The sequence below is a fragment of the Listeria monocytogenes genome, assembly GCF_900187225.1.
Taxonomy (GTDB): domain Bacteria; phylum Bacillota; class Bacilli; order Lactobacillales; family Listeriaceae; genus Listeria; species Listeria monocytogenes.
In genome coordinates, this window is sequence record NZ_LT906436.1 from 2,484,283 (window position 1) to 2,505,593 (window position 21,311).

Consider the following 21,311-nt stretch of genomic DNA (forward strand, 5'->3'; position numbering starts at 1 on the left):
TTATTCTTCACGTTTTTGTTTTTTATTGGCCGGATTAGTGTTTTCGATTTCACGCATCATCAGCGCCGCAGCATAACCAATTAAAGCAATCATAGCAGCTGAGTAAGTTCTGAAGTTATCGGTAGCAAAGATAAAAATAATTGCTGAAAATAAAAGTGTCGTCAGTATTCCCCAGCTAAACAGCTTTGTCCCGCGAGCTGTCCCTATTTTCATATGTGAATAAATCCCGACATAACAAACGAGCTGAATCATAATAAATTGCACGATAGATAATCCGATGACTACCGTAAGATTGTTATTCCATATTACTGCTAAAATCGCAATAATAGTCATTACAATAATTCCAGTAATAACAATAAATTTCTGCATTGGTGATAATTTCTTCAAAATACTTCCTCCAAGCTTTTATTTGTTACTTACTTTACCATAATCTCTGTTTAATTGGGATAAAAAACACCCATCATTCCTAAAAAGGTTTTCTGAGCGTCCCACTTAATGATGGTGCACGTGTCGAATTGCTTGCGTAAGTAATTCTAATACGTGATTATCATCTTGCATATAATAAATCGTCGTTCCTTCACGTCTCGATTTCACAAGCCTTAAATTTTTTAAAAATCGCAACTGATGCGAAACTGTTGTCTGGTTAAACGCAAGTGTTCGCGCAATTTCATTCACAGAGTACTCGCGGTCCTGAAGCAAATTTAAAATTTGCACACGTGTTGGATCAGAAAGCGCCTTAAAAATCTGCGTGACACTAAATAGCGTTTCTTCATCTAAAGGTTGTTTTGCGTTTTCCATTGAATATCACTCCATTTTCCATATATGTTCATATACTCATATGATACTTAAATAGGAATGATTCCGCAAGTTTAACAACATCTCTACTAAAAAATGATTAAATATGAGCAAAAACAAGATTTTCTCTGTTTCAATGATATAATTTTTTTATCATTAAGAAAGGAGAGCTGGGGAATAAAAGGGTTTTAAATATTGAGAAGTTATTTAAACCGCCTAACACACCAAAAAGAGCCCGATTAACCTGTGGAAAGGAAAATCGGGCTTTTTTTTATCTGTTCAAATCTTCAATTTCGCCACTCTTCAAGTAAACAATCCATTCGCACACATTTGTTACATAGTCACCAATACGTTCGATATACTGGGAAACTAAGAGTAGTTGGGAAACATCTTCTATATGCTCTGGCTCTTCTTGCATGAAATGAATACATTTTTGATAAACGATTTTATGAAGCTTATCGACTTCATTATCTCGCTCAGCAATTTCGCGAGCTGCACCTTCATCTTCTGCAAGGTAAGCTTTTAATACATCTTGCAACATTGATTTTACAATTTCTCCCATTTCTGGTATTTCAGGAATTGGCTTTAAAACTTTACTTTCGCCAATTAAAATAGCTGTTTTAGCAATACTTACTGCGTGGTCACCAATGCGTTCTAAATCCGAACTTGTTTTTAGTACCGTGACGATTTTTCGCAAATCCATACCAACTGGCTGTTGCAAAGCGATCAGCTCAAAAGAGCGTTGTTCCAGTGAAAGCTCCATGTTATTGATTGCTTTATCTTCTGCGACTACTTGTTTAGCAAGCTCGGTATCGCGGTGTACAAGTGACTTGACTGCTTTAAAAATAGCTTCATTTGCAAGCATTCCCATTTCCATTAGATGTTGGTGCAAGTCGTTTAACTGTTCCGTAAAAATTTTTCTGACTACCATAATAACACTCCTTTATCCAAATCTTCCTGAAATATAATCTTCTGTTTCCTTTTCTGCTGGGTTGGTAAAAATACTCGTCGTATCCGCGAACTCCACGATGCGACCGTTTAAGAAAAAGGCAGTTTCATCGGAAATCCGGGATGCTTGTTGCATATTATGCGTCACAATGACAATCGTATAGTCTTTCTTTAATTCTAAAATTAAATCTTCTACTTTTGCTGTCGAAATTGGGTCTAGTGCCGAAGTTGGCTCATCCATCAAGATAACATCCGGCTTAACAGCTAGAACTCGTGCGATGCAAAGTCGCTGCTGTTGTCCACCTGACATCCCAATCGCCGAACGATCCAGCCTATCATGCACTTCTTCCCAAAGAGCCGCTTGACGCAAACTTCTTTCTACAATCTCATCAAGTACTTTTTTGTCTTTTATACCATGCATCCGCGGACCATAAGCAACATTATCATAAATCGAAAACGGGAACGGGTTCGCTTGTTGGAAAACCATACCCACTTTTTTTCGTAAGTTAACCATGTCAATTTTAGGATCTTGCACATTTTCGCCGCCAATATGGATTTCTCCGGTCGTTTTCACATTGGGAATTAAATCGTTCATTCGGTTAAGCGTTCGCAGGAAAGTAGATTTCCCACACCCCGATGGACCAATTAAGGCGGTCACTTGATTCTTCTTAATATTTAAAGCGATTTTTTGTAGTGCTTGTTTGGAACCATAAAATAAATCTACATCTTTTGTTTCAATGATATACTCTACTTTTTCAGCAGTTTCGGTTGTCATAAGAAAGCTCCTTTCTAGCCAAAGTTACCAGAAATATAGTCTTCGGTTTGTTTTTGTTGCGGATTCGTGAAAAGTTCGGATGTTCCTGAGAATTCCACGACTTCTCCTAGATAGAAGAAAGAAGTGTAGTCGGATACACGAGCCGCTTGTTGCATATTATGCGTCACGATAATAATAGTATATTTATTTTTCAACTCATTAATTAAATCTTCAATTTTGCTTGTCGAAATTGGATCAAGTGCAGATGCCGGTTCATCGAGTAACAATACTTTTGGCTGCATTGCGACAGCTCTAGCGATACAAAGTCGTTGTTGCTGTCCACCAGAAAGGGATAGTGCGCTTTTTCCTAAATCGTCTTTTACTTCGTCCCAAAGAGCTGCTCGGCGCAAACTTTTCTCCACACGCTCCATAATTTCTTTTTTATTCTTCATGCCATGACGTTTGAGTCCAAAAGCAACATTTTCATAGATAGATTTTGTAAATGGATTTGGTTTTTGGAATACCATGCCTATTTCTTTACGAACATTGTATAGATCAACTTCTTTACGATTAATATTAATGCCATCGTATAAAATTTGACCTTCCATACGGCAACCATCAATTTCATCGTTCATCCGGTTTAATGCTCTTAAATAAGTGGATTTACCGCAACCAGATGGTCCGATTAAAGCTGTCACTTTATTTTCGGGGAACGTTAAATCGACGCCTTTAATTGCATGATTGTCCCCATAGTATACGTGCAAATCCTCTGTCGCCATTGCAGCAGGAAGTGAATGAGGATCTGGTGTTGCTTGTAAAATTGTATTAATTTCAGGTTTCTTCGTTAACATCATTTAAAATCTCCTTTTCCTGGCTTTTTACGACGAGGTCATGCGTTTATAAACAAACTTTCCAAGCAAACGAGCTAGGACATTGAAAAGTAATACGGAAAGAATTAATACCGCAGAAGCTCCGTCAGAAACAGCTTGGGCATCTGGCATAATTCCCTCACCATTAATTTTCCAAATATGAACAGCTAAAGTTTCTGCTGGGCGGAAAATATTTAACGGTGAAGCTGGATTGACCGGGTTCCAGTCAGTGAAATCAAGAATAGGTGTGCTTTGACCTGCTGTGAAAATAAGCGCCGCTGCTTCACCAAATACCCGTCCTGCTGCTAAAATAACGCCGGTAATAATGGCAGGAAGCGCGGCTGGAACAAGTACTCGAGTTATGGTTTCCCATCTGGATAAACCGAGAGCAAGTCCTGCCTCACGCTGCGTGTTTGGAATAGCATTTAGCGCCTCCTCCACAACACGAATTAATAGTGGTAAATTGAAAATCGTTAGTGTAAGCGCCCCAGAAATAACGGAGAAGCTCCACCCCATTTGAATAACAAAAACAAGGAAACCGAATAGCCCTACGACAATAGACGGAAGTGAGGAAAGCACTTCAATCGTTGTGCGAATTAAATCTGTAATCCAATTTTTACGCGCGTATTCTGCCATATAGATTCCCGCACCGAGCGAGATAGGAACAGAAATTATCATCGTGATAACGAGCATATAAAATGAATTCCAAATTTCCGGACCGATTCCGCCGCCAGCTTGGAACGACTGTGGTGGGGTCGTCAAAAACTTCCAGCTAAGTTGCGGAACACCTTTTACTAAAATATAGCCTAATAAACCAGCTAAGATAATAACAATTAATACAGCAATAGCATAGAAAACGCCTGTTGCGATTTTATCTTTTGTTTTTACATTCATTTGACTTTCCTCCTACGTCCGATGAAGCGGATCACAATGATGAAGAATAGTGACATTGCTAGTAGCACCATTGCAAGTGACCAAAGGATATTATTATCAAGCGTACCCATAACTGTATTTCCCATACCCATTGTTAAAATACTAGTTAATGTGGAAGCTGGCTCAAATAATGATGTTGGAATAACAGCAGAGTTCCCGATAACCATTTGTACAGCAAGAGCTTCACCGAATGCACGTGCCATCCCAAACACAATCGCTGTCAAAATCCCTGAACGTGAACTACGAAGTACTACTTTCCAAATCGTTTGGAAACGTGTTGCTCCAAGCGCCAAAGAAGCTTCGCGGTAATGACGTGGCACAGATTTAATCGCATCTACGCTAAGTGAAGTAACCGTCGGTAAAATCATGACCGTCAAAACAACTGTCGCAGCTGCAATACCAAAGCCACTTCCCGAAATATGATCTCGAATAAACGGAACAACAACGCTTAGTCCAATGAATCCATAAACAACAGATGGAATACCAACTAAAAGTTCCATAACTGGTTGCAAAATCTTCTTACCAAACTTAGGTGATATTTCCACCATAAAAATGGCTGCACCGATTGCTAGTGGTCCTGCAATACAAGCGGCAAAAAGCGTTACTGCAAAGGAACCAATAATCATTGGTAAAGCGCCAACTAATGGATTACCACTTGCATCTTTTTGCGAAGGATTCCAGTCTGTCCCAGTTATAAAATCAACAAAAGACACTTTATTGACAGTAAATGTTGCTAAACCTTTCGATATAACAAAAAATAAAATAGACGCTGCGGCAATAACCATAATAGAAATACAGATGAATGTAATAATTTTGCCTCTAGTTTCTAGATGCGCCTTTTTAGAAGTTTGTGTAAGCTTCTTTTCTTTTATCGCTTCCAAGTCACGTAAGCTCCTTTCTCCTCCCATGTTTACTCCTAACATGGGTATACGTCTATCCCGATACTACTAGGATAGACGCCCATTTCATTCTTTTTATTTTACGTCAGTTAGTTTACCAGATGCATCGCGTTCCACTTTCATGGATTTGATTGATTGGTAACCAAGTTGTGGTACGATATTGTTTTGCACTTCATCAGAAGTCATGTATTTTAAGAAAGTTTTTGTTAGACCTTTTGGTTCGCCATTAGTATACATATGTTCATAAGACCAGATTTTCCAGTCGTTTGTTGCTACTTTATCTTCAGTTGGCTCAACACCATCTAATGAAAGTCCAACTACGGAAGCATCAATGTAAGAGAATGCTAGGTAACTGATTGCCCCTGGAGTTTCGCTTACGATTTTACGAACTGTACCAGATGAATCTTGTTCTTGTGCTTTAACTGGTGTTTTACCATCAAGTCCCCATTTTTCGAAAGTAGCACGTGTTCCGCTTCCTTCTGCACGGTTAATGATTGTAATTTTTTCGTCTTTACCGCCAACGTCTTTCCAGTTTGTTGTTTTGCCAGTGAAGATATCGATTAATTGTTGTTTAGTGATGTTTTTAACGCCTACATCTTTGTTTACTACTGGTGCCATTCCGACAACCGCTACACGGTGATCAACTAGTTTCGAAGCATCTACGCCGTCTTTTTCTTCAGCGAATACGTCCGAGTTACCAATTTCTACTGCGCCTTGTTGTACTTGTGTTAAACCAGTTCCAGAACCGCCGCCTTGCACATTGATTTGTGCTTTAGGGTTAGTGTTTGTAAATTCTTTGGAAGCTGCTTCAACGAGTGGTTGAAGTGCAGTGGAACCGACTGCTGTTAATGAGCCAGAAACTTCTTTATCCCCTTTTGTTGATCCGTTTGCTTTATCTGATGAACTGCTGTCACTTCCACATGCTGCGAAGACAAGCATTACTGCTGCTAACATTGCTACTATTCCCAAATACTTCTTTTTCATTATCTTATTCCCACCTTGTTTTTTTAATTGTTATTCCTTACAAGTATTACTATAACGTCTGAGATTTAAGGTGGTGTGTAGCTAATGTTAAGTAATTGTAAATAACCGCATTTTTTGTCGAAAATGTAAACTTTTTTATGAATATCTTTCAAACAGAAGGCAAACTAGTAAATTATTACACCAATTTTGTTTCTTTCGTAAATAAAATAAAAATATCCTGTCCGAAAGATTACATTCTTTCAAACAGGATATTTATTAGGCTTTTTTTGGTAAAGTAACACGGAATGTCGAGCCAACTTCTTCTTGGCTTTCTACTTCGATTCGTCCGCCGCAATTTTCGACGAGATGTTTGACGATGGAAAGTCCGAGGCCGGTGCCGCCTGAGTGTCTGCTACGTGCTTTATCCACTCGGTAGAAACGTTCAAACACGCGGTCAATATCTTTAGCCGGAATACCTATTCCGTTGTCTGTTACTTCTATTATAACTTCTGCCTCTTGTTCAATTAATTTCACTTCTACTTTTCCGTCCACTGGGGTGTAGTTGATTGCATTAGAAAGCAAGTTAATTAAAATCTGTTGCAATTTGTCCCGATCTGTTTCAATAGTAACGGATGGGATTGTTTTTTCCGGAATAATAACTTGAATATTTTTTTCGGTCGCCATTTCAAAAATAGTACGAGCAGATTGTTCGATTACGTCGTCCACCTCTACCAATTCAACGTTTTCCGGGACCGGATTTTGTTCAATTCTGGAAAGTGCAAGAATATCCATAATTAAACGGTGCAATCGGTCGCTTTCTTCTTTAATAATCGTTAGGAATTTTTTTAGTAGCATTTCGTCGTACATTGCGCCGTCGAGCAATGTTTCCGCGAAGCCTTTAAGAGCTGTCACGGGGGTTTTTAATTCGTGTGATACATTAGTGACAAATTCAGAACGGACATTTTCCAAATGGCGAATTTGAGTGATATCATGCAGTAATAAAATAATCCCAGTAATTTCCCCATTCTCCCCTAAAATTGGTGAAACACTTGCATCTAAAATCATTTCGCGTGGGAAATAAAGAATAATTTCTTTTTGTTGAATGGTTTTTGTTTCAAAAGTGGCTTCTATTAACTGGCTCAGTGCAAAACTTTTAATTACTTCATAAAATGGTTTGCCGGTGATTTCTGTCTCTCCTAAAATTTGATACATGGTGCGGTTGGTCATGATGACTTGTTTATCGACATTAATCAGCATTACGCCACTTACTAAGTTTTGGACAATAGCATTAAGTCGTTGTTCATTCTGCTTGATTTCAAACATTTGTGTTTCCAAACTTTCTGCCAATGTGTTTACACTAATGGAAAGATCTTGAAGTTCTCCGCTTATTTTCCCATGAATACGACTGTCATATTTATGATTGGCCAAATCTGTAGAAACTTCGATAATTTCGCGAACCGGTCTAGTGATTTTCCTAGCTATGAATACACTAATTGCCGCGATAATAACAAGCGCAATACCGAAAATAAGTGCTAAGTTACCCCAGAGTTTAGCGACAGCCGCGTCAACAGATTCAAGTGAAATAGAAATTCTCAGTACACCATCTGTTTTGCTTTGATGTTTAACAGGAACTGCGACATAAAGCATACTATAACCAAGTGAATCACTTTCACGGATTGAAATACCAACGCTTTCCCCTTTTTTCAGAATATCTGTTACTTCGGGCCGATTCATATGGTTATCAAGTTTTTCCGGGTCTTTTTTTGTATCAGCTACCACGTCGCCTTTGCTATCAATCACCGTAATGCGTGCATCAATGTCCTCGCCGAGTGGATCAAGACTTTTTTGGATAGTTGCGGCATCTTTATCTAAATCTAAATTCTCCATATTAGTTGTTTGAAGCAGAATTTTTGCGTCATCTTCTAATTGATTTTCTTTCATATTTAAGTACGTTGATTTCATTAGTTCCCCGGAAAAAATCCCAACAATAACCATCACAACGAAAAATAAGATAAAAAAGGATAACCCGATTTTCAGCCATAATTTCTTCATTATTTTACGTTCTCCATTTTATAACCGAAGCCACGAATTGTTTTGATATATTTAGGTTGTTTCGTATCTAGTTCGATTTTATCGCGCAAATGGCTAACATGAACGTCTACAATTCGGGTTTCGCCAACGTAATCATAGTTCCAGACAGTATCGAGCAATTGGTCTCTAGAGAAAACTTTGCCACGATGATTCGCCAGGAATAATAACAACTCAAATTCTTTCGGTGTTAGGTCAAGTAAATCATCTTGTAAATACACTTCGTAACTATCTGGCAAAATTTTCAAATCACCAATTAATATAGCGGCTTCCACATCTTCGGTTAATTCTTCTATTATTTCTGCTTTTCCTTCTGTTCGACGCAGGATAGCTTTAATTCTCGCCACTACTTCTCTTGGACTAAAAGGCTTAGTCATATAATCATCTGCTCCAAGTTCAAGTCCAATAATTTTATCTAACTCTTCATCTTTTGCTGTTAACATTAAAATTGGTACATTTACTTTATCTTGACGAAGTTTTTTTGTTACTTCGATTCCGTCCATCTCAGGAAGCATTAAATCAAGCACAATTAAATCTGGCTTTTCGGACAAAGCGAGCTCATACCCAGTTCTACCATCTTCAGCTGTCACCACTTCAAATCCTGCTTTTTCAATATTAAATTGTAGCAAGGTAACAATAGAAGCTTCATCATCAACTACAAGAATTTTTACCAACGTACTTCCCATCCCTTCTTTATGTAACCCTTTTATCTAAAATATAGCATGAATTAACCTTTTTCGGGTAGAAATGCATTTATATTAATCTTATCTTTACAAAAACTTAAAACACCAATGCTGCTTTCAAACAACACTGGTGTCCTAAATTATCTTGGTTCTATTAATAACAAACCAAGTTCAAATGATTCATTCTCATAAAGTGCTGTTTGTTCAAAGCGTGGTTCACCAGCGTTATCAATTACTTTCAGCTTGCAAAATGCTCGGTTTAAGTTTAGCGCTTCGTATAGTTCCTCGCGAGTACGCACTGGTTGACTGTTTACTTCTGTAATTTTTTCACCAGCTTTCAAGTTTAGTCGCGCAGACGGAGTGGCCGCACGAGCACCCAAAACTACAAGCCCATCTGGCTGAGGACCAAATTTCTTCGGTGCTAATTGTTCGGAACGATAGTGGCGATAAGAAATCCAAAATCGGCCAATTACAGCGAACATGAAAGCGAACAATGTCAGTACTGGCATCACAATTCCTAATAAACCAGCTACAGCAATAATCGTTGCTAATGTTGTTACTTCAATAGCAATTTTACGGCTTGCTTCTTCCGGAAGTTGTGTCTGTACTTGTTGTTGAAAGCCGATGAATAACGGTAAAATGATTAATGAATACGACTGCGAACCAATAGCAAAGACTGGCCACCACTCAAAAATTTTCGTAAACACATCTCCTGGTACAAACATAACAATCGGTACAAACCATAATTTTCTTAATTGAAAGGAACCGATTAATTTACCGCGCTTACTTTTCCGAAGAGATGGAGAGGGATTTTTTGCGCTTGTATACTGGATTAAGAAAGCTTCTACAAATAACAATACTGCGAGCAGAAATGTCATGGAAATCATAAAGTTATCAATAAAAACCGAGTCATATGTGAATACCTCATTCGTAAACGGCGCTAAACTCACATCAAAATAATAGCAGAAATAAAAAATCAAACTCGTAATCCCGATAGTAAATGCCGTTGAACTCAAACGGAACATTCCTACAATTAGCAAGAAACAAGCTACCACATTGAAAATAGCAACCCACTCTATCATCACACCAAATCCAATGAGAGAAGTAATGACAGAAATAGCTAATCCAAATAACAAACTCACACCAAAGAAATTTTTCAATTCTAACCAAGGTGAATAAATACTGATACTAAATGATTTTCGTTCCCACTTCACACGGTTAAAACCAGCCAATATCGCTAAAAGAATTCCTACATACAATGCTGGTTGTAGAAGTAGTCTCCCTATTCCATTTAGTATTTCAACAAAAACATCCATTTTCTACACCAGCTTTCCCTAATACTTCTATAATATAGGCGATAAAAGTCGGCTTACCGCTTCTTTAAATTTAATCCATAAAGATCGTTTTGCATATAATTCAGGTGTTAGTTGATACGATTTTAAAATATCTTCCAAAAAGGCATCTTCTAGTTTTTGCACCATTTGTTTTTCATAAATAAAAGCATTTACTTCAAAATTAAGTCGGAAACTACGGAAATCCATATTTGCGGTTCCAACTGAAGCAATTTCACCATCTACAACGAGGGTTTTTGCGTGAATAAAGCCATTATCGTAAATAAAGATTTTCGCACCTGTTTCCATTAACTCACCGGCATAATTAGTTGTTGCGCGGTAAACAAAAGCATGGTCTGGCTTATTAGGAATCATAACACGGACATCTACCCCAGAAAGTGCTGCGATTTTGATTGCTTCAAGTAAACTTGCATCTGGAATAAAATAAGGTGATTGTAAATAAATTGTTTTTTTGGCGGCATTGATCATTTTGATGTAACCATTTTTGATTTGTTGCCATTCGGAATCAGGGCCACTCGAAACAATTTGCATACTTGTATGACCTTTCCCATGAAAAGTCGGGAAGTATCGCGCTTTGTAATCAATTTTATGTGTGGACGATGCAGAATTCCAATCCATAATAAAACGAGTTTGCATCGCATAAACAGCTTTTCCATGTACACGCAAATGTGTATCACGCCAGTAACCAAATTTCTTCGATGCCCCAAGATATTCATCACCAATATTAAAACCACCAATATAACCTACGTCTCCATCAATTATAGCTAATTTTCTATGATTTCGGTAGTTGAGACGGAAATTAATCAATGGTAATTTAGATGGAAAAAATGGTCTGACTAAACCGCCATTTTTTTGGAAGGTGCGGAAAAATGATTTTTTCGTTGTCCTTGATCCCATTGCATCATAAATAATTTTCACATTTAAACCTTCTGCTGCTTTTCTTTCGAGCACGCGCATTAAGCGATTGCCTAGTTCATCGGAATGAAAAATATAATAGATGAGATGTATATGATCTTTCGCTTTTTCAATATCAGCAATTAGCGCATCGAATTTCTCATGTCCGTCCACAAAAAGTTCCACTTCATTATCTTGCGTTAAAATAGCACCATCGTTCACGAGCAATAAATAAATTAAATCACGATGTTTTTTACATTCGGATCGCTAAATGGAAATTCTTTTTGCCGTATCATTTCTATTTGATTGGCAGTAGATTCCTGTATCCCAATTTTTTCTTGTCCCTTCCAATCAAAAATCTTTTTGCCTGATAGTTTTCTCCCAAAAATCAAATAGATAATGAAACCAAATATCGGAACAAAAGTTAAGACTAGCAACCAAGCCCAAGTGGCGGATGTATCGCGTCTTTCTAAGAAGACCGTCACTGCCGCAAAGAATACATTTAAAATTAGCAAAATCACTAATAGATAAGCCAACAGTCCCATTGTGTTCCCCCTTTTCTTACACAAACTGATAGTAGTATCATATCATAAAATCCGCATTTAGCCTATTCCAGTTCGTTTCTATGCAAGAAAAAACCATTGATTTATCATCAATGGTTTCTGAATTAAATATATGGTGCTGGATCGACTGGAATACCGTTTTTATGTATTTCAAAATGTAGATGTTGTCCTGTCGATTGACCTGTTGATCCCATAATACCAATTGGTTGGCCTTGGGAAACTTGTTGACCGGTAACTACTTTCAAACTGCCTGCACGCATATGTCCATATAGTGTCTGGAACCCGTTGCCATGGTCAATTTTTACTACATAGCCATAACCCCCAAATCCACTACCTGATGCACCAAACCCAGAAAATACAACTGTTCCGGATGCTGCAGCTGAAACAGTAACTGTACCACCACCAGCAATATCTTGACCTTTATGGGATTCGTATTTGCCAGTCACGGGATTTGTTCGTTCACTAAATCCAGAAGTTAAAATACCAGAAGCTGGTTTAATAAATTGGCCTCCACCGGAACTTACTGTTTCTGTAGCTTCATTTGATGACGAACTTGGTTGTTTGACAACAGCGGCACTCTTAGCGCTTGATGCTGCCGCAGCTTCTTGCATTCGTTTTTCTTCGGCAGCTTTAATTGCAGCTTCTTGTTTTGCTTTTTCACCAGCAATATTAGAAGCAAGTCGTTTTTCTTCATCAGTAAGCGCACCTTGTTCACTAGCTAAAAGAGTTTGTTCGCTCTTAGTTAAGTCTTTTTTGTTTGCTAAAGCCATAACTAAATCATTTTTTTCTTGTTTTTGACTTTCCATATTGTTTTTCGAAACTTCTAATTCCACTGCAAGTACTTTTAGATTCTCTAGTTTTTTCTCAGAAGTAGATTCTGCTACTTTTAGCTTATCTTGATCATCTTTTTGGTCTTGCATAATATTTTGGTCCGCTTTTACAATTGCTGATACAACTGTCACGCGGTCAACAAGTTCTTTAAAATCATCTGCTTCAAAAATCATATCTAAATAAGAAGTGGCTGTTCCAGTTGTTTGGATAGCACGCGCTCGATTATCAAGTACTTTTTGACGATCTCGAATGTCATTGCGCAGTTTTTCCATTTCTTTTTGCAATTTCTTTAGTTTCTCGTTTTCAGAGCTCACTTTATCTTCCTGCTCTTTTAATTTCTTGTTAGTATCATCAAGACTTTTCATAAGCGATTCTAATTCTTTAGCAGCGTCTTTTTCAGCACTTTCTAAATGATTTAATTCTGAGTTTTTCGAGTCTATATTCTTATCTATTTCTGATTTTTTTTGTTCAATTTCATTTTGACGCTTTTGCATATCATTGATGGTATCCGCGTGTGCACCAGTCAGCGGCGCAGAAATAATCAAAAGGCTAAGTGCCGTTGCTACCCCATATTTTTTTAACATTTTAAGCTCCTTTTCTATTCTCTATTTGACTAGGAACTTCATAATTCCCTTTACCATACCATATAAAAAAGCACCTTTGTTTAAAACGACAAAGGTGCTTTTTAACTTTTCAATAATAATTAGAAGTTAGCTACGCGGCCATATCCTACAAGATATTTAGCCCAGTAACCGCTAGTGATGTTGTCATATTTAACGCCATTGTTTTGAGCATTGATCATTTGACCGCCACCCACATAAATTCCTACGTGAGCAATTCCGCTGCCATAGTTAAAGAATACTAAGTCACCTGGTTTTGCTTGGCTAGCGCTGATTTTAGATGCTGCTGCATATTGTCCACCAGATGTTCTTGGAAGAGAAACACCCGCTGCACGGAATGCATAAGAAGTAAATCCAGAACAGTCAAATGCGCTTGGTCCAGTTGCTCCAAGGCTATAAGGTTTTCCTAGTTGTGCGTTAGCTGCAGAAATCATTGCTGAGTATCCGCCACTAGATGGTGTTGCTGCGCTTGGTGCTGAATTGTTGTCATTTGACGCAACATTTTTTGTTGTATTAGATTTTTTGCTTGGTGTAGAAGTATCCGAACTACTTGATTCTTGTCCAACGTTTGAAGATGTTGCTTCACGTAATGCTGTCGCACGTGCTGTAGCTTCTTTAGCTGCTTTATCACGTTCACTTACAAGACCAGCTTTTGCATTTTCAGCACTTGCTTGATCAGAAGCTAGTTGAGCAACGATTGCTTCTTTTTCAGCTTTTTGTGCTTCGATTTTATTTTGTTGTGCTTCATATTCATGAATTGCTGTTGCTTGATCTTCTTGTTTTTTCTTAACAGCAGTTTGTTTTGTTTTTAAAGCTTTTTCATCATTTTGTTGATCTTCTAAAATAGATTTATCAGAATCAACTAATTGGTTAACTGCAGAAACACGTCCAACTAAGTCAGAAAGATTTTCTGCATCTAAGATAACTTCAAGATAAGCATTAGAATTAGAAGTTTTTTGCATCGCACGAGCACGTTCTTTTAAAACAGTTTCGCGTTCTTTAATACGTTCATTGATACTTTTAATATCTTCATTAAGTTTTTTTAGTTCTTTGCCTGTTTTATCAAATTCTCCTTGTAGAGATTTAGCTTTTTCTTGAGCTTTCTCAAGGTCTGCTACTAAACCAGAAAGATCTGATTGTAAATCTGTTTTTTTAGACTTGATGTCGTTAATTTTTTTATCTTGGTTTTGAATGTCTGTATTCACGTCCGCGAAAACATTAGTCGTAAAAGCTGGCGTCAAACTGATAACTGCTGCGAGTGAGATCGCAATAAACGTATTCTTTTTCAAAAAGTTTACCTCCTAAAAAGCTCCCTAGCTTTTTCTTTTAAATTATTTTTATTTCGATTCAAGTAATTTTCTGAGTTAGACTTTCAAGAATCTGCGGATAGATATTACGCTTCCCCAAATCCCGATTAGTACGCCGATTGCAATAATCAAGCCACTAATTTGATAAGCGAATGGTGTTGGAGGAAGAAGTGATAGCGAGCTTGTCACTAACTTCGGATTCACCAAGTTGTAAATATTAACATAGCCTATAAATGTTAACACCACTGGTAAAATCGAGCCAATTAATCCTAGCCAAGCACCTTCTAAAACGAAAGGCCAGCGTATGAACCAGTTGGTCGCTCCTACTAATTTCATTATTTCTATTTCTCTTCGACGGGAGAAAATTGCAATCTTGATTGTGTTTGATATTAAGAACATCGCTGTTAGTAATAACCCAATGCTTAGTATAATACCAGCATATCGTCCCCATTTCAAGGTATCAAACAATTTATCGACTGTTTTCTCACCATATTCTACATTATCTACGTACTGTAATTTTTCTACTTTTTTAGCAATAGTCTTCGTTTGTGTGGGCTCTTTAGCCTCTACAACAAACACATCGTATAGTGGATTATCTTGTTTAAACAATTCGAAGTTTTTGCCGTACGCACCAACTAATTTCTTCAATTCGTCATCCTTAGAAGAAAAGCTGACACTATCAACTCCATCAATCTTCTCAATGTTTTTCTCAAGTTCTTGCTGCTGTTTCTTGTCTGCGCTTAGAGAAATATGTACGTTAATTTGTACATTGTTTTCTACATCTGTTGCAAGCTTGTTCATGTTGATCAATATTGCAAAAAACACGCTGACTAAGATAAGTGTTACTGTTACTGCACTCGCTGCTGCAAAGGTCATCCAACCATTCCGGTAAAGGCTCTTAAAACTTTCTCTTATATGTCTTCCTACAGTCCTAAATTTCATAGCCATATTCTCCTTGCTGCTCATCTCGAACAATTCTTCCATTCTCGATAGCGATTACCCGGTGTTTCAATGTGTTAACAATTTCTTTGTTGTGGGTTGCCATCACGATGGTTGTTCCGCGATTGCTTATTTCTTCAAGGATATTCATGATTTCCCATGAAGTATCAGGATCTAGGTTACCGGTCGGTTCATCTGCTATTAATACTTTAGGCATATTTGCAATGGAGCGGGCAATGGATATCCGCTGTTGCTCACCACCGGAAAGTTCATCCGGCAACATTCTTACTTTATGCTTAAGGTTGACTAAATCTAGCACTTCCATAACACGTTCTTTAATTACGGATGGTTCTGTCTCAACCACTTCCATCGCATAAGCAATGTTTTCATAAACTGTTTTGCTTTGAAGTAATTTGTAATCTTGGAATACCACGCCTACATTACGACGTAAATATGGGATTTCACGATTTTTCATATTAATCAAATCAAATTTGTCTACGATGATTTTGCCTTTTGTCGCTCGTTCTTCTCTGTAAATCATTTTGATGAAGGTAGATTTACCAGCACCACTCGGACCTACTACATAAACAAATTCCCCTTCGCCAATGTTAATGTTGAGTCCATTGGCAGCTGTTATGCCGTTAGGGTATTTCTTATAAACATCTTCCATTAATATCATTTTATCACCTTACTATGCCTTTCTACTGAGTTACATTTTAGGTAATGCATGGTAACCATGAAGATGAGTTGTTTGTAGGTACGAATTTAAACTCACAACATAAGCTTAATTATACCATGACAGTTTTTCATCTATAGGTTAATTGCATTACAATTATATTTCAGGGTGTGACAATATCTCGATTATTGTAATAGGAAATACGATTATTACGTTGATTTCCAATTTATATTTGTCTGTGGTTTAGAGTTATTAAGACAAAATAAAAAAGAACCCACATTGGTCTTTTCTACTGCTAACATTGTAACTTGTTTTTACCCTAAATAACATTACAGGTACATTAAAAATCATTACAGTTCTAGCTAGCGGAATAGACCAATCCAGTTAAAATAGCTCGAGGTCTGCAACTAGGCTAAACTCGTTTGTCATCAAATTGTCAAAAAGCTGGCCTAAAAACTTAAAAAAGTACCATTTCCTGACTAAAAAAGTTAGGAAATGGTACTTTTTTATGATGTAAAACCTTCACCCATTACTTCACTTGCACTCATTACAACCACAAAAGCCTCTGGGTCTATCTCTTTTATAACTTCTTTTAACCTTGAAAATTCGCTTTGCGCAATGACACATAATAAAATTTGCTTGTCATCCTCTGTATATCCACCTTTTGCGGAGAGCCGAGTAATGCCTCGGTCAATTTTAAACAGAATTGCTTGGCGGATTGCTTCTTGATTTTCAGAAATAATAAAGACTGTTTTGGATTGATTTAAACCAACTTGTACCAAATCAATTGTTTTACTTGTAGCGAATAATCCGACAAGTGCGTACAGTCCTGATTCAATATCAAAAACAAACATCGCCGAAATAACAACGAATCCATCAATCAAAGCCACACAAATCCCCAATGTTAGATGGGAATATTTATGCAAAATTTGTGCTGCGACATCCGTGCCACCAGTAGATGCTTTGCCTCGAAAAACGATTCCAAGTCCCATTCCCACAAGTACGCCGCCAAACAAAGCAGCCACAAGAGGTTCATGCGTCCATGGTTCCAATCCTTGCGTTAAATACACAAAGAATGGCAAAAGCATTGTTCCAACAAAAGTTTTCAACCCGAATTGATAGCCTAAAAAGAATAATCCCGCTAGAAATAAAGGAATATTAAATGCCCACTGAATAAAAGCTGGATTCCAACCTGTTAAATAGTTAATAATCGTACTTATCCCACTCACTCCGCCAGAAGCAACGTGATTCGGGAGTAGTAAAACATTAAAAGCAAGTGCGATGAGAGCTGCACCTATAATGACATAAATATACTCAATTAATTTAGAAGCAACTGGGGATAGCGGTTGTTTCTTTCTTTTATTTGTCATCTCTTTTATCCAATCCTAGAACGCAAATATGCATTGATAAAGTCGTCTAAGTCTCCATCCATTACTGCTTGAATATTACCGGTTTCGTAATTTGTGCGATGATCTTTCACCATGGAGTAAGGGTGGAAAACATAGGAACGAATTTGGCTTCCCCAACCAATTTCTTTTTGTTCTCCACGAATTTCTGCTAGCTCGCGTTCTTTTTCTTCTTGTTCTTTTTGATACAGCTTTGTTTTTAACATTTTCATTGCTTGTTCACGGTTTTTAAGCTGTGAACGTTCAGATTGACAGGTTACGACAATCCCGGACGGAATATGCGTCATCCGAACTGCAGAGTCGGTTGTATTGATATGCTGTCCACCGGCACCAGTTGCGCGGTACGTATCAATTTTCAAATCTTCTGTACGAACTTCGATTTCAATATCGTCATCTAATTCTGGCATGACATCTACAGAAACAAATGATGTATGACGTCTACCTGATGAATCAAATGGAGAAATACGTACAAGACGATGTACTCCTTTTTCCGCTTTTAAATAGCCGTAAGCATTGTGGCCTTTTATAAGTAGCGTAACACTTTTTATTCCAGCTTCGTCCCCTGCTTGGTAATCGAGCATCTCTACTTTAAAGCCTTTTTTCTCAGACCAACGTTGATACATACGAAGTAACATCGAACCCCAGTCTTGTGATTCTGTACCACCAGCACCTGGATGAAGTTCTAAAATAGCATTATTTTTGTCATATGGATCACTTAGCATCAGTTTTAATTCAAATTCACTAATAGTCGCCATGTAAGCTTTAATATCTTTTTCTAATTCTTCTTGTAAATCTTCATCCGCTTCTTCTTTTAACAGTTCCAGACTAATTTCCATGCTTTCTTGTTCTTCTTCTAGCGCATGGAACGCTTGGTATGTTTCTTTATATACATTGGATTCATTGATTACTTTTTGCGCTGCTTGTTGGTCGTTCCAAAAATTCGGATCCAACATTTGGTCTTCTAACTCAGCAATTCGAACTTCCATGCTGTCTAAGTCAAAGAGACCCCCTAAAGTCTTTGATTTGCTGTGCTGTTTTCTCTAGTTCATTACGAATTTCTGCTAATTCCATTCTAATTCCACCTTTTTTGAATTTACTTACAAACTTTCATAGCAAAAAGCGCCGTCTTGCAGGCGCTTTTTAAATTGTTTTAATCTATGCTTCTTTACCATGACAATTTTTATATTTTTTACCGCTACCACAAGGACATGGATCATTACGTCCAATGTGTTGATCTTTGCGGATTGGTTGGCGTTTCGCTTCTGGTTTACCTTCAGCAGGATTAATTGCTTCTCCCTTGGCAACTTGCTCGCGTTCAAGGTTTTGGCGAATTTCAGCTTTCATGATATAACGCGCCACGTCTTCATCGATGGAAGATACCATCGCTTCAAACATTTCGAAGCCTTCTGATTGATACTCACGAAGCGGATCAATTTGACCGTACGCACGTAAATGAATACCGTCACGTAAATGATCCATTGCATCAATATGATCAACCCATTTAGTATCAACAACACGAAGCAATACTACTTTTTCGAATTCGTTAAATTCTTCTGGAGGTAGTAGTGTTTCTTTTTCGTCGTAAGCCGCTTTGATTTTATCTAAAATTAGATTTTGAATATCTTCGCTTGTTCTATTTTGTAGATCTTCTAGTGTGATTGTACCTTCAGGAAGTAAGTTCGCATCCACATAGTCGATAATTCCTTGTAAATTCCAAGCTTCTTCAGGTTCATGACTTGATGCATTACTAGAAACGATAAAGTTGACTGTACGTTGAATCATTTGTTCAATAATTTCACGCAAACTGTTTTCTGCATTAATTACTTCATAACGCTGTTTATAGATAACTTCACGTTGTTGGCGAAGTACATCATCATATTGTAAAACTTGTTTCCGGGAATCAAAGTTATTTCCTTCCACACGTCTTTGTGCGGATTCAACTGCACGACTAACCATTTTACTTTGGATAGCATCTTCTGCCATACCAAAGCGTTCCATCATTGATTTCATATTGTCCGAACCGAAACGACGCATCAATTCATCTTCCATAGAAAGATAAAATTGAGTCACACCAGGGTCCCCTTGACGTCCAGAACGACCACGTAACTGGTTATCTATCCGACGTGATTCATGACGTTCTGTACCAATAACTGCTAAACCTCCAGCTTCAATCGTACCTTCACCAAGTTTGATATCCGTACCACGACCAGCCATGTTGGTTGCGATTACTACCGCACCACGTTCACCTGCATGTTTAATGATATCAGCTTCGCGTTCATGTTGCTTCGCGTTTAGTACATCATGCTTAATTCCTTTGCGTTTTAATTTGCTAGAAATAAGTTCGGATGTTTCAATCGCAACAGTCCCGACTAATACGGGTTGTCCTTTTGCATGACGCTCGGCGATATCTTCAACTACTGCATTAAATTTCGCTTCAATCGTTGTGTAAATTAAATCAGGACGGTCATCACGAATAATTACTTTATTAGTTGGAATTTCAATAACGCGCATATTATAAATATCGCGGAACTCTTCTTCTTCCGTTTTTGCAGTACCCGTCATCCCTGCAAGTTTTTTATACATACGGAAATAGTTTTGGAATGTAATTGTCGCCATTGTTTTGGATTCGTTTTGAATAGTTACGCCTTCTTTTGCTTCAAGCGCTTGGTGTAAGCCTTCACTGAAACGACGACCTTTCATAATACGACCAGTAAATTGGTCAACGATTAATACTTCATCATCTTGAACAACATAATCGACATCTAGACTCATTGTATAGTTAGCTTTTAACGCTTGAGCAATATGATGTAAAATTACGGTATTTTCCAAATCAAAAAGGTTCTCTACATCAAAGTAGTTTTCTCCTTTTGTCATACCGTCTTCGGTTAATTGAACAGATTTTGTTTTAATATCAACTGTATAATCTTCCTCTTCTGTAAGAGTACGGACAAAAGTATTTGCACGCACATATAGAATAGTCGATTTTTCCGCTTCTCCAGAAATAATTAATGGTGTTCTCGCTTCATCGACCAAAATGGAATCGACTTCATCGATAACAGCAAAAGCTAGCGGACGTTGTACCATTTCTTCTTTGTAAACGACCATGTTATCACGCAAATAGTCAAATCCTAATTCATTATTTGTGCTATACGTAATATCACATGCATAAGCTTCTCGTTTTTCTGTACTCGATAAAGCATTTAGGTTAAGCCCTACAGAAAGTCCAAGGAAATTGTATAAAACTCCCATTTCTTCGGCATCACGATGAGCTAAGTATTCATTGACAGTAACCACATGCACCCCTTCACCAGAAAGTGCATTTAAATAAACTGGTAGTGTCGCTGTTAACGTTTTACCTTCACCAGTTTTCATCTCTGCAATGTTACCTTCGTGGAGAACAATTCCACCCATTAATTGAACTTTAAATGGATACAATCCTAGCGCACGTTTCGCACCTTCTCTGGCAACAGCAAATGCTTCTACCAATAAGTCATCCAGCGTCTCACCTTTTTGAACACGCTCTTTAAACTCTACTGTTTTTTCACGTAGAGCATCATCCGAAAGAGCCGCAGTTTCATCCGCTAAAGCAATAATCTCATCTGCTTTTCTCTCCAAATATTTAACATCTTTTTTTCCTGATTCAAAAATCTTTTTCAATAGTCCAGCCATTTAAATTCTCCTCTACTGTTTTCGCTGTCATCGCGCGGTTTCATCTATAATAACTTTCAGGAATTATCTTCACTTAAATATACAAACTAATTCTATCACTTATTAACTAAAATATACAACTG

General features: G+C 37.6%; 18 protein-coding genes and 1 pseudogene. All 19 read right to left on the reverse strand.

From position 1 onward, the window contains the following. Positions 1 to 387 carry a hypothetical protein gene (locus CKV70_RS12605; protein WP_014931020.1) on the reverse strand — a complete coding sequence of 129 codons (387 nt, stop codon included), beginning with the start codon at positions 385 to 387 and terminating at the stop codon, positions 1 to 3. Positions 388 to 492: 105 nt separating this feature from the next. Continuing rightward, positions 493 to 798, reverse strand: a complete 306-nt coding sequence (locus tag CKV70_RS12610) for an ArsR/SmtB family transcription factor (protein ID WP_003722626.1) — start codon at positions 796 to 798, stop codon at positions 493 to 495. Positions 799 to 1,066: 268 nt separating this feature from the next. Beyond that, a complete protein-coding gene (gene phoU / locus CKV70_RS12615; RefSeq protein ID WP_003722627.1) occupies positions 1,067 to 1,726 on the reverse strand; it encodes a phosphate signaling complex protein PhoU in 660 nt (219 codons plus the stop codon). A gap of 12 nt (positions 1,727 to 1,738) precedes the next feature. Next, positions 1,739 to 2,518: a phosphate ABC transporter ATP-binding protein PstB gene (gene pstB, locus CKV70_RS12620; protein ID WP_003722628.1), complete on the reverse strand. Its 780-nt coding sequence runs from the start codon at positions 2,516 to 2,518 to the stop codon at positions 1,739 to 1,741. 14 nt (positions 2,519 to 2,532) lie between these two features. Further along, on the reverse strand, positions 2,533 to 3,348 hold the full coding sequence (gene pstB, locus CKV70_RS12625) for a phosphate ABC transporter ATP-binding protein PstB (RefSeq protein ID WP_003725427.1): 816 nt from the start codon (positions 3,346 to 3,348) through the stop codon (positions 2,533 to 2,535). A gap of 27 nt (positions 3,349 to 3,375) precedes the next feature. Then, positions 3,376 to 4,260, reverse strand: a complete 885-nt coding sequence (pstA, locus tag CKV70_RS12630; RefSeq protein ID WP_003722630.1) for a phosphate ABC transporter permease PstA — start codon at positions 4,258 to 4,260, stop codon at positions 3,376 to 3,378. Next, complete coding sequence (pstC, locus tag CKV70_RS12635; RefSeq protein WP_010990005.1) at positions 4,257 to 5,180, reverse strand: phosphate ABC transporter permease subunit PstC; 924 nt, start codon at positions 5,178 to 5,180, stop codon at positions 4,257 to 4,259. The genes pstA and pstC overlap by 4 nt, the downstream gene beginning before the upstream one ends. 93 nt (positions 5,181 to 5,273) lie before the next feature. Continuing rightward, positions 5,274 to 6,182 carry a phosphate ABC transporter substrate-binding protein gene (locus CKV70_RS12640; protein ID WP_003739754.1) on the reverse strand — a complete coding sequence of 303 codons (909 nt, stop codon included), beginning with the start codon at positions 6,180 to 6,182 and terminating at the stop codon, positions 5,274 to 5,276. 255 nt (positions 6,183 to 6,437) lie between these two features. Continuing rightward, the gene (gene pnpS / locus CKV70_RS12645) at positions 6,438 to 8,213 is read right to left on the reverse strand and encodes a two-component system histidine kinase PnpS (RefSeq protein WP_014601141.1); all 1,776 of its coding nucleotides are present in this window, start codon (positions 8,211 to 8,213) and stop codon (positions 6,438 to 6,440) included. Then, positions 8,213 to 8,923 carry a response regulator transcription factor gene (locus CKV70_RS12650; protein WP_009924808.1) on the reverse strand — a complete coding sequence of 237 codons (711 nt, stop codon included), beginning with the start codon at positions 8,921 to 8,923 and terminating at the stop codon, positions 8,213 to 8,215. The genes pnpS and CKV70_RS12650 overlap by 1 nt, the downstream gene beginning before the upstream one ends. A 149-nt stretch (positions 8,924 to 9,072) precedes the next feature. Continuing rightward, a complete protein-coding gene (locus tag CKV70_RS12655; protein WP_003722635.1) occupies positions 9,073 to 10,248 on the reverse strand; it encodes a S1C family serine protease in 1,176 nt (391 codons plus the stop codon). A 27-nt stretch (positions 10,249 to 10,275) separates the two neighbouring features. Further along, a pseudogene (cls, locus tag CKV70_RS12660) lies at positions 10,276 to 11,723 on the reverse strand (cardiolipin synthase). A 122-nt stretch (positions 11,724 to 11,845) separates the two neighbouring features. Continuing rightward, positions 11,846 to 13,156, reverse strand: a complete 1,311-nt coding sequence (locus CKV70_RS12665; RefSeq protein WP_003722637.1) for a murein hydrolase activator EnvC family protein — start codon at positions 13,154 to 13,156, stop codon at positions 11,846 to 11,848. 119 nt (positions 13,157 to 13,275) lie between these two features. Further along, positions 13,276 to 14,481: a C40 family peptidase gene (locus tag CKV70_RS12670; protein WP_003722638.1), complete on the reverse strand. Its 1,206-nt coding sequence runs from the start codon at positions 14,479 to 14,481 to the stop codon at positions 13,276 to 13,278. A 75-nt stretch (positions 14,482 to 14,556) separates the two neighbouring features. After that, positions 14,557 to 15,441, reverse strand: a complete 885-nt coding sequence (ftsX, locus tag CKV70_RS12675) for a permease-like cell division protein FtsX (protein WP_003732506.1) — start codon at positions 15,439 to 15,441, stop codon at positions 14,557 to 14,559. Continuing rightward, positions 15,431 to 16,117: a cell division ATP-binding protein FtsE gene (ftsE, locus tag CKV70_RS12680; protein ID WP_003720823.1), complete on the reverse strand. Its 687-nt coding sequence runs from the start codon at positions 16,115 to 16,117 to the stop codon at positions 15,431 to 15,433. The genes ftsX and ftsE overlap by 11 nt, the downstream gene beginning before the upstream one ends. Positions 16,118 to 16,620: 503 nt before the next feature. Then, positions 16,621 to 17,484, reverse strand: coding sequence for a YitT family protein (locus tag CKV70_RS12685; protein WP_003722640.1), 864 nt, complete (start codon positions 17,482 to 17,484; stop codon positions 16,621 to 16,623). Between the two features lie 5 nt (positions 17,485 to 17,489). Beyond that, a protein-coding gene (gene prfB / locus CKV70_RS12690) for a peptide chain release factor 2 (protein WP_096823716.1) occupies positions 17,490 to 18,591 on the reverse strand; the annotation gives its coding sequence in 2 pieces (ribosomal slippage) (positions 17,490 to 18,518 and positions 18,520 to 18,591; 1,101 coding nt in all). Positions 18,592 to 18,675: 84 nt separating this feature from the next. Beyond that, on the reverse strand, positions 18,676 to 21,189 hold the full coding sequence (gene secA / locus CKV70_RS12695) for a preprotein translocase subunit SecA (protein WP_003722642.1): 2,514 nt from the start codon (positions 21,187 to 21,189) through the stop codon (positions 18,676 to 18,678). Between the last annotated feature and the right edge of the window lie 122 nt (positions 21,190 to 21,311).

Excerpts from the sequence above, each read along its gene's own strand:
- CKV70_RS12610 (WP_003722626.1), bottom strand. The coding sequence starts at position 798 with ATGGAAAACGCAAAACAACCTTTAGATGAAGAAACGCTATTTAGTGTC.
- phoU (WP_003722627.1), bottom strand. The coding sequence starts at position 1,726 with ATGGTAGTCAGAAAAATTTTTACGGAACAGTTAAACGACTTGCACCAA.
- pstB (WP_003722628.1), bottom strand. The coding sequence starts at position 2,518 with ATGACAACCGAAACTGCTGAAAAAGTAGAGTATATCATTGAAACAAAA.
- pstB (WP_003725427.1), bottom strand. The coding sequence starts at position 3,348 with ATGTTAACGAAGAAACCTGAAATTAATACAATTTTACAAGCAACACCA.
- pstA (WP_003722630.1), bottom strand. The coding sequence starts at position 4,260 with ATGAATGTAAAAACAAAAGATAAAATCGCAACAGGCGTTTTCTATGCT.
- CKV70_RS12640 (WP_003739754.1), bottom strand. The coding sequence starts at position 6,182 with ATGAAAAAGAAGTATTTGGGAATAGTAGCAATGTTAGCAGCAGTAATG.
- pnpS (WP_014601141.1), bottom strand. The coding sequence starts at position 8,213 with ATGAAGAAATTATGGCTGAAAATCGGGTTATCCTTTTTTATCTTATTT.
- CKV70_RS12655 (WP_003722635.1), bottom strand. The coding sequence starts at position 10,248 with ATGGATGTTTTTGTTGAAATACTAAATGGAATAGGGAGACTACTTCTA.
- CKV70_RS12665 (WP_003722637.1), bottom strand. The coding sequence starts at position 13,156 with ATGTTAAAAAAATATGGGGTAGCAACGGCACTTAGCCTTTTGATTATT.
- ftsX (WP_003732506.1), bottom strand. The coding sequence starts at position 15,441 with ATGAAATTTAGGACTGTAGGAAGACATATAAGAGAAAGTTTTAAGAGC.
- ftsE (WP_003720823.1), bottom strand. The coding sequence starts at position 16,117 with ATGATATTAATGGAAGATGTTTATAAGAAATACCCTAACGGCATAACA.
- CKV70_RS12685 (WP_003722640.1), bottom strand. The coding sequence starts at position 17,484 with ATGACAAATAAAAGAAAGAAACAACCGCTATCCCCAGTTGCTTCTAAA.
- secA (WP_003722642.1), bottom strand. The coding sequence starts at position 21,189 with ATGGCTGGACTATTGAAAAAGATTTTTGAATCAGGAAAAAAAGATGTT.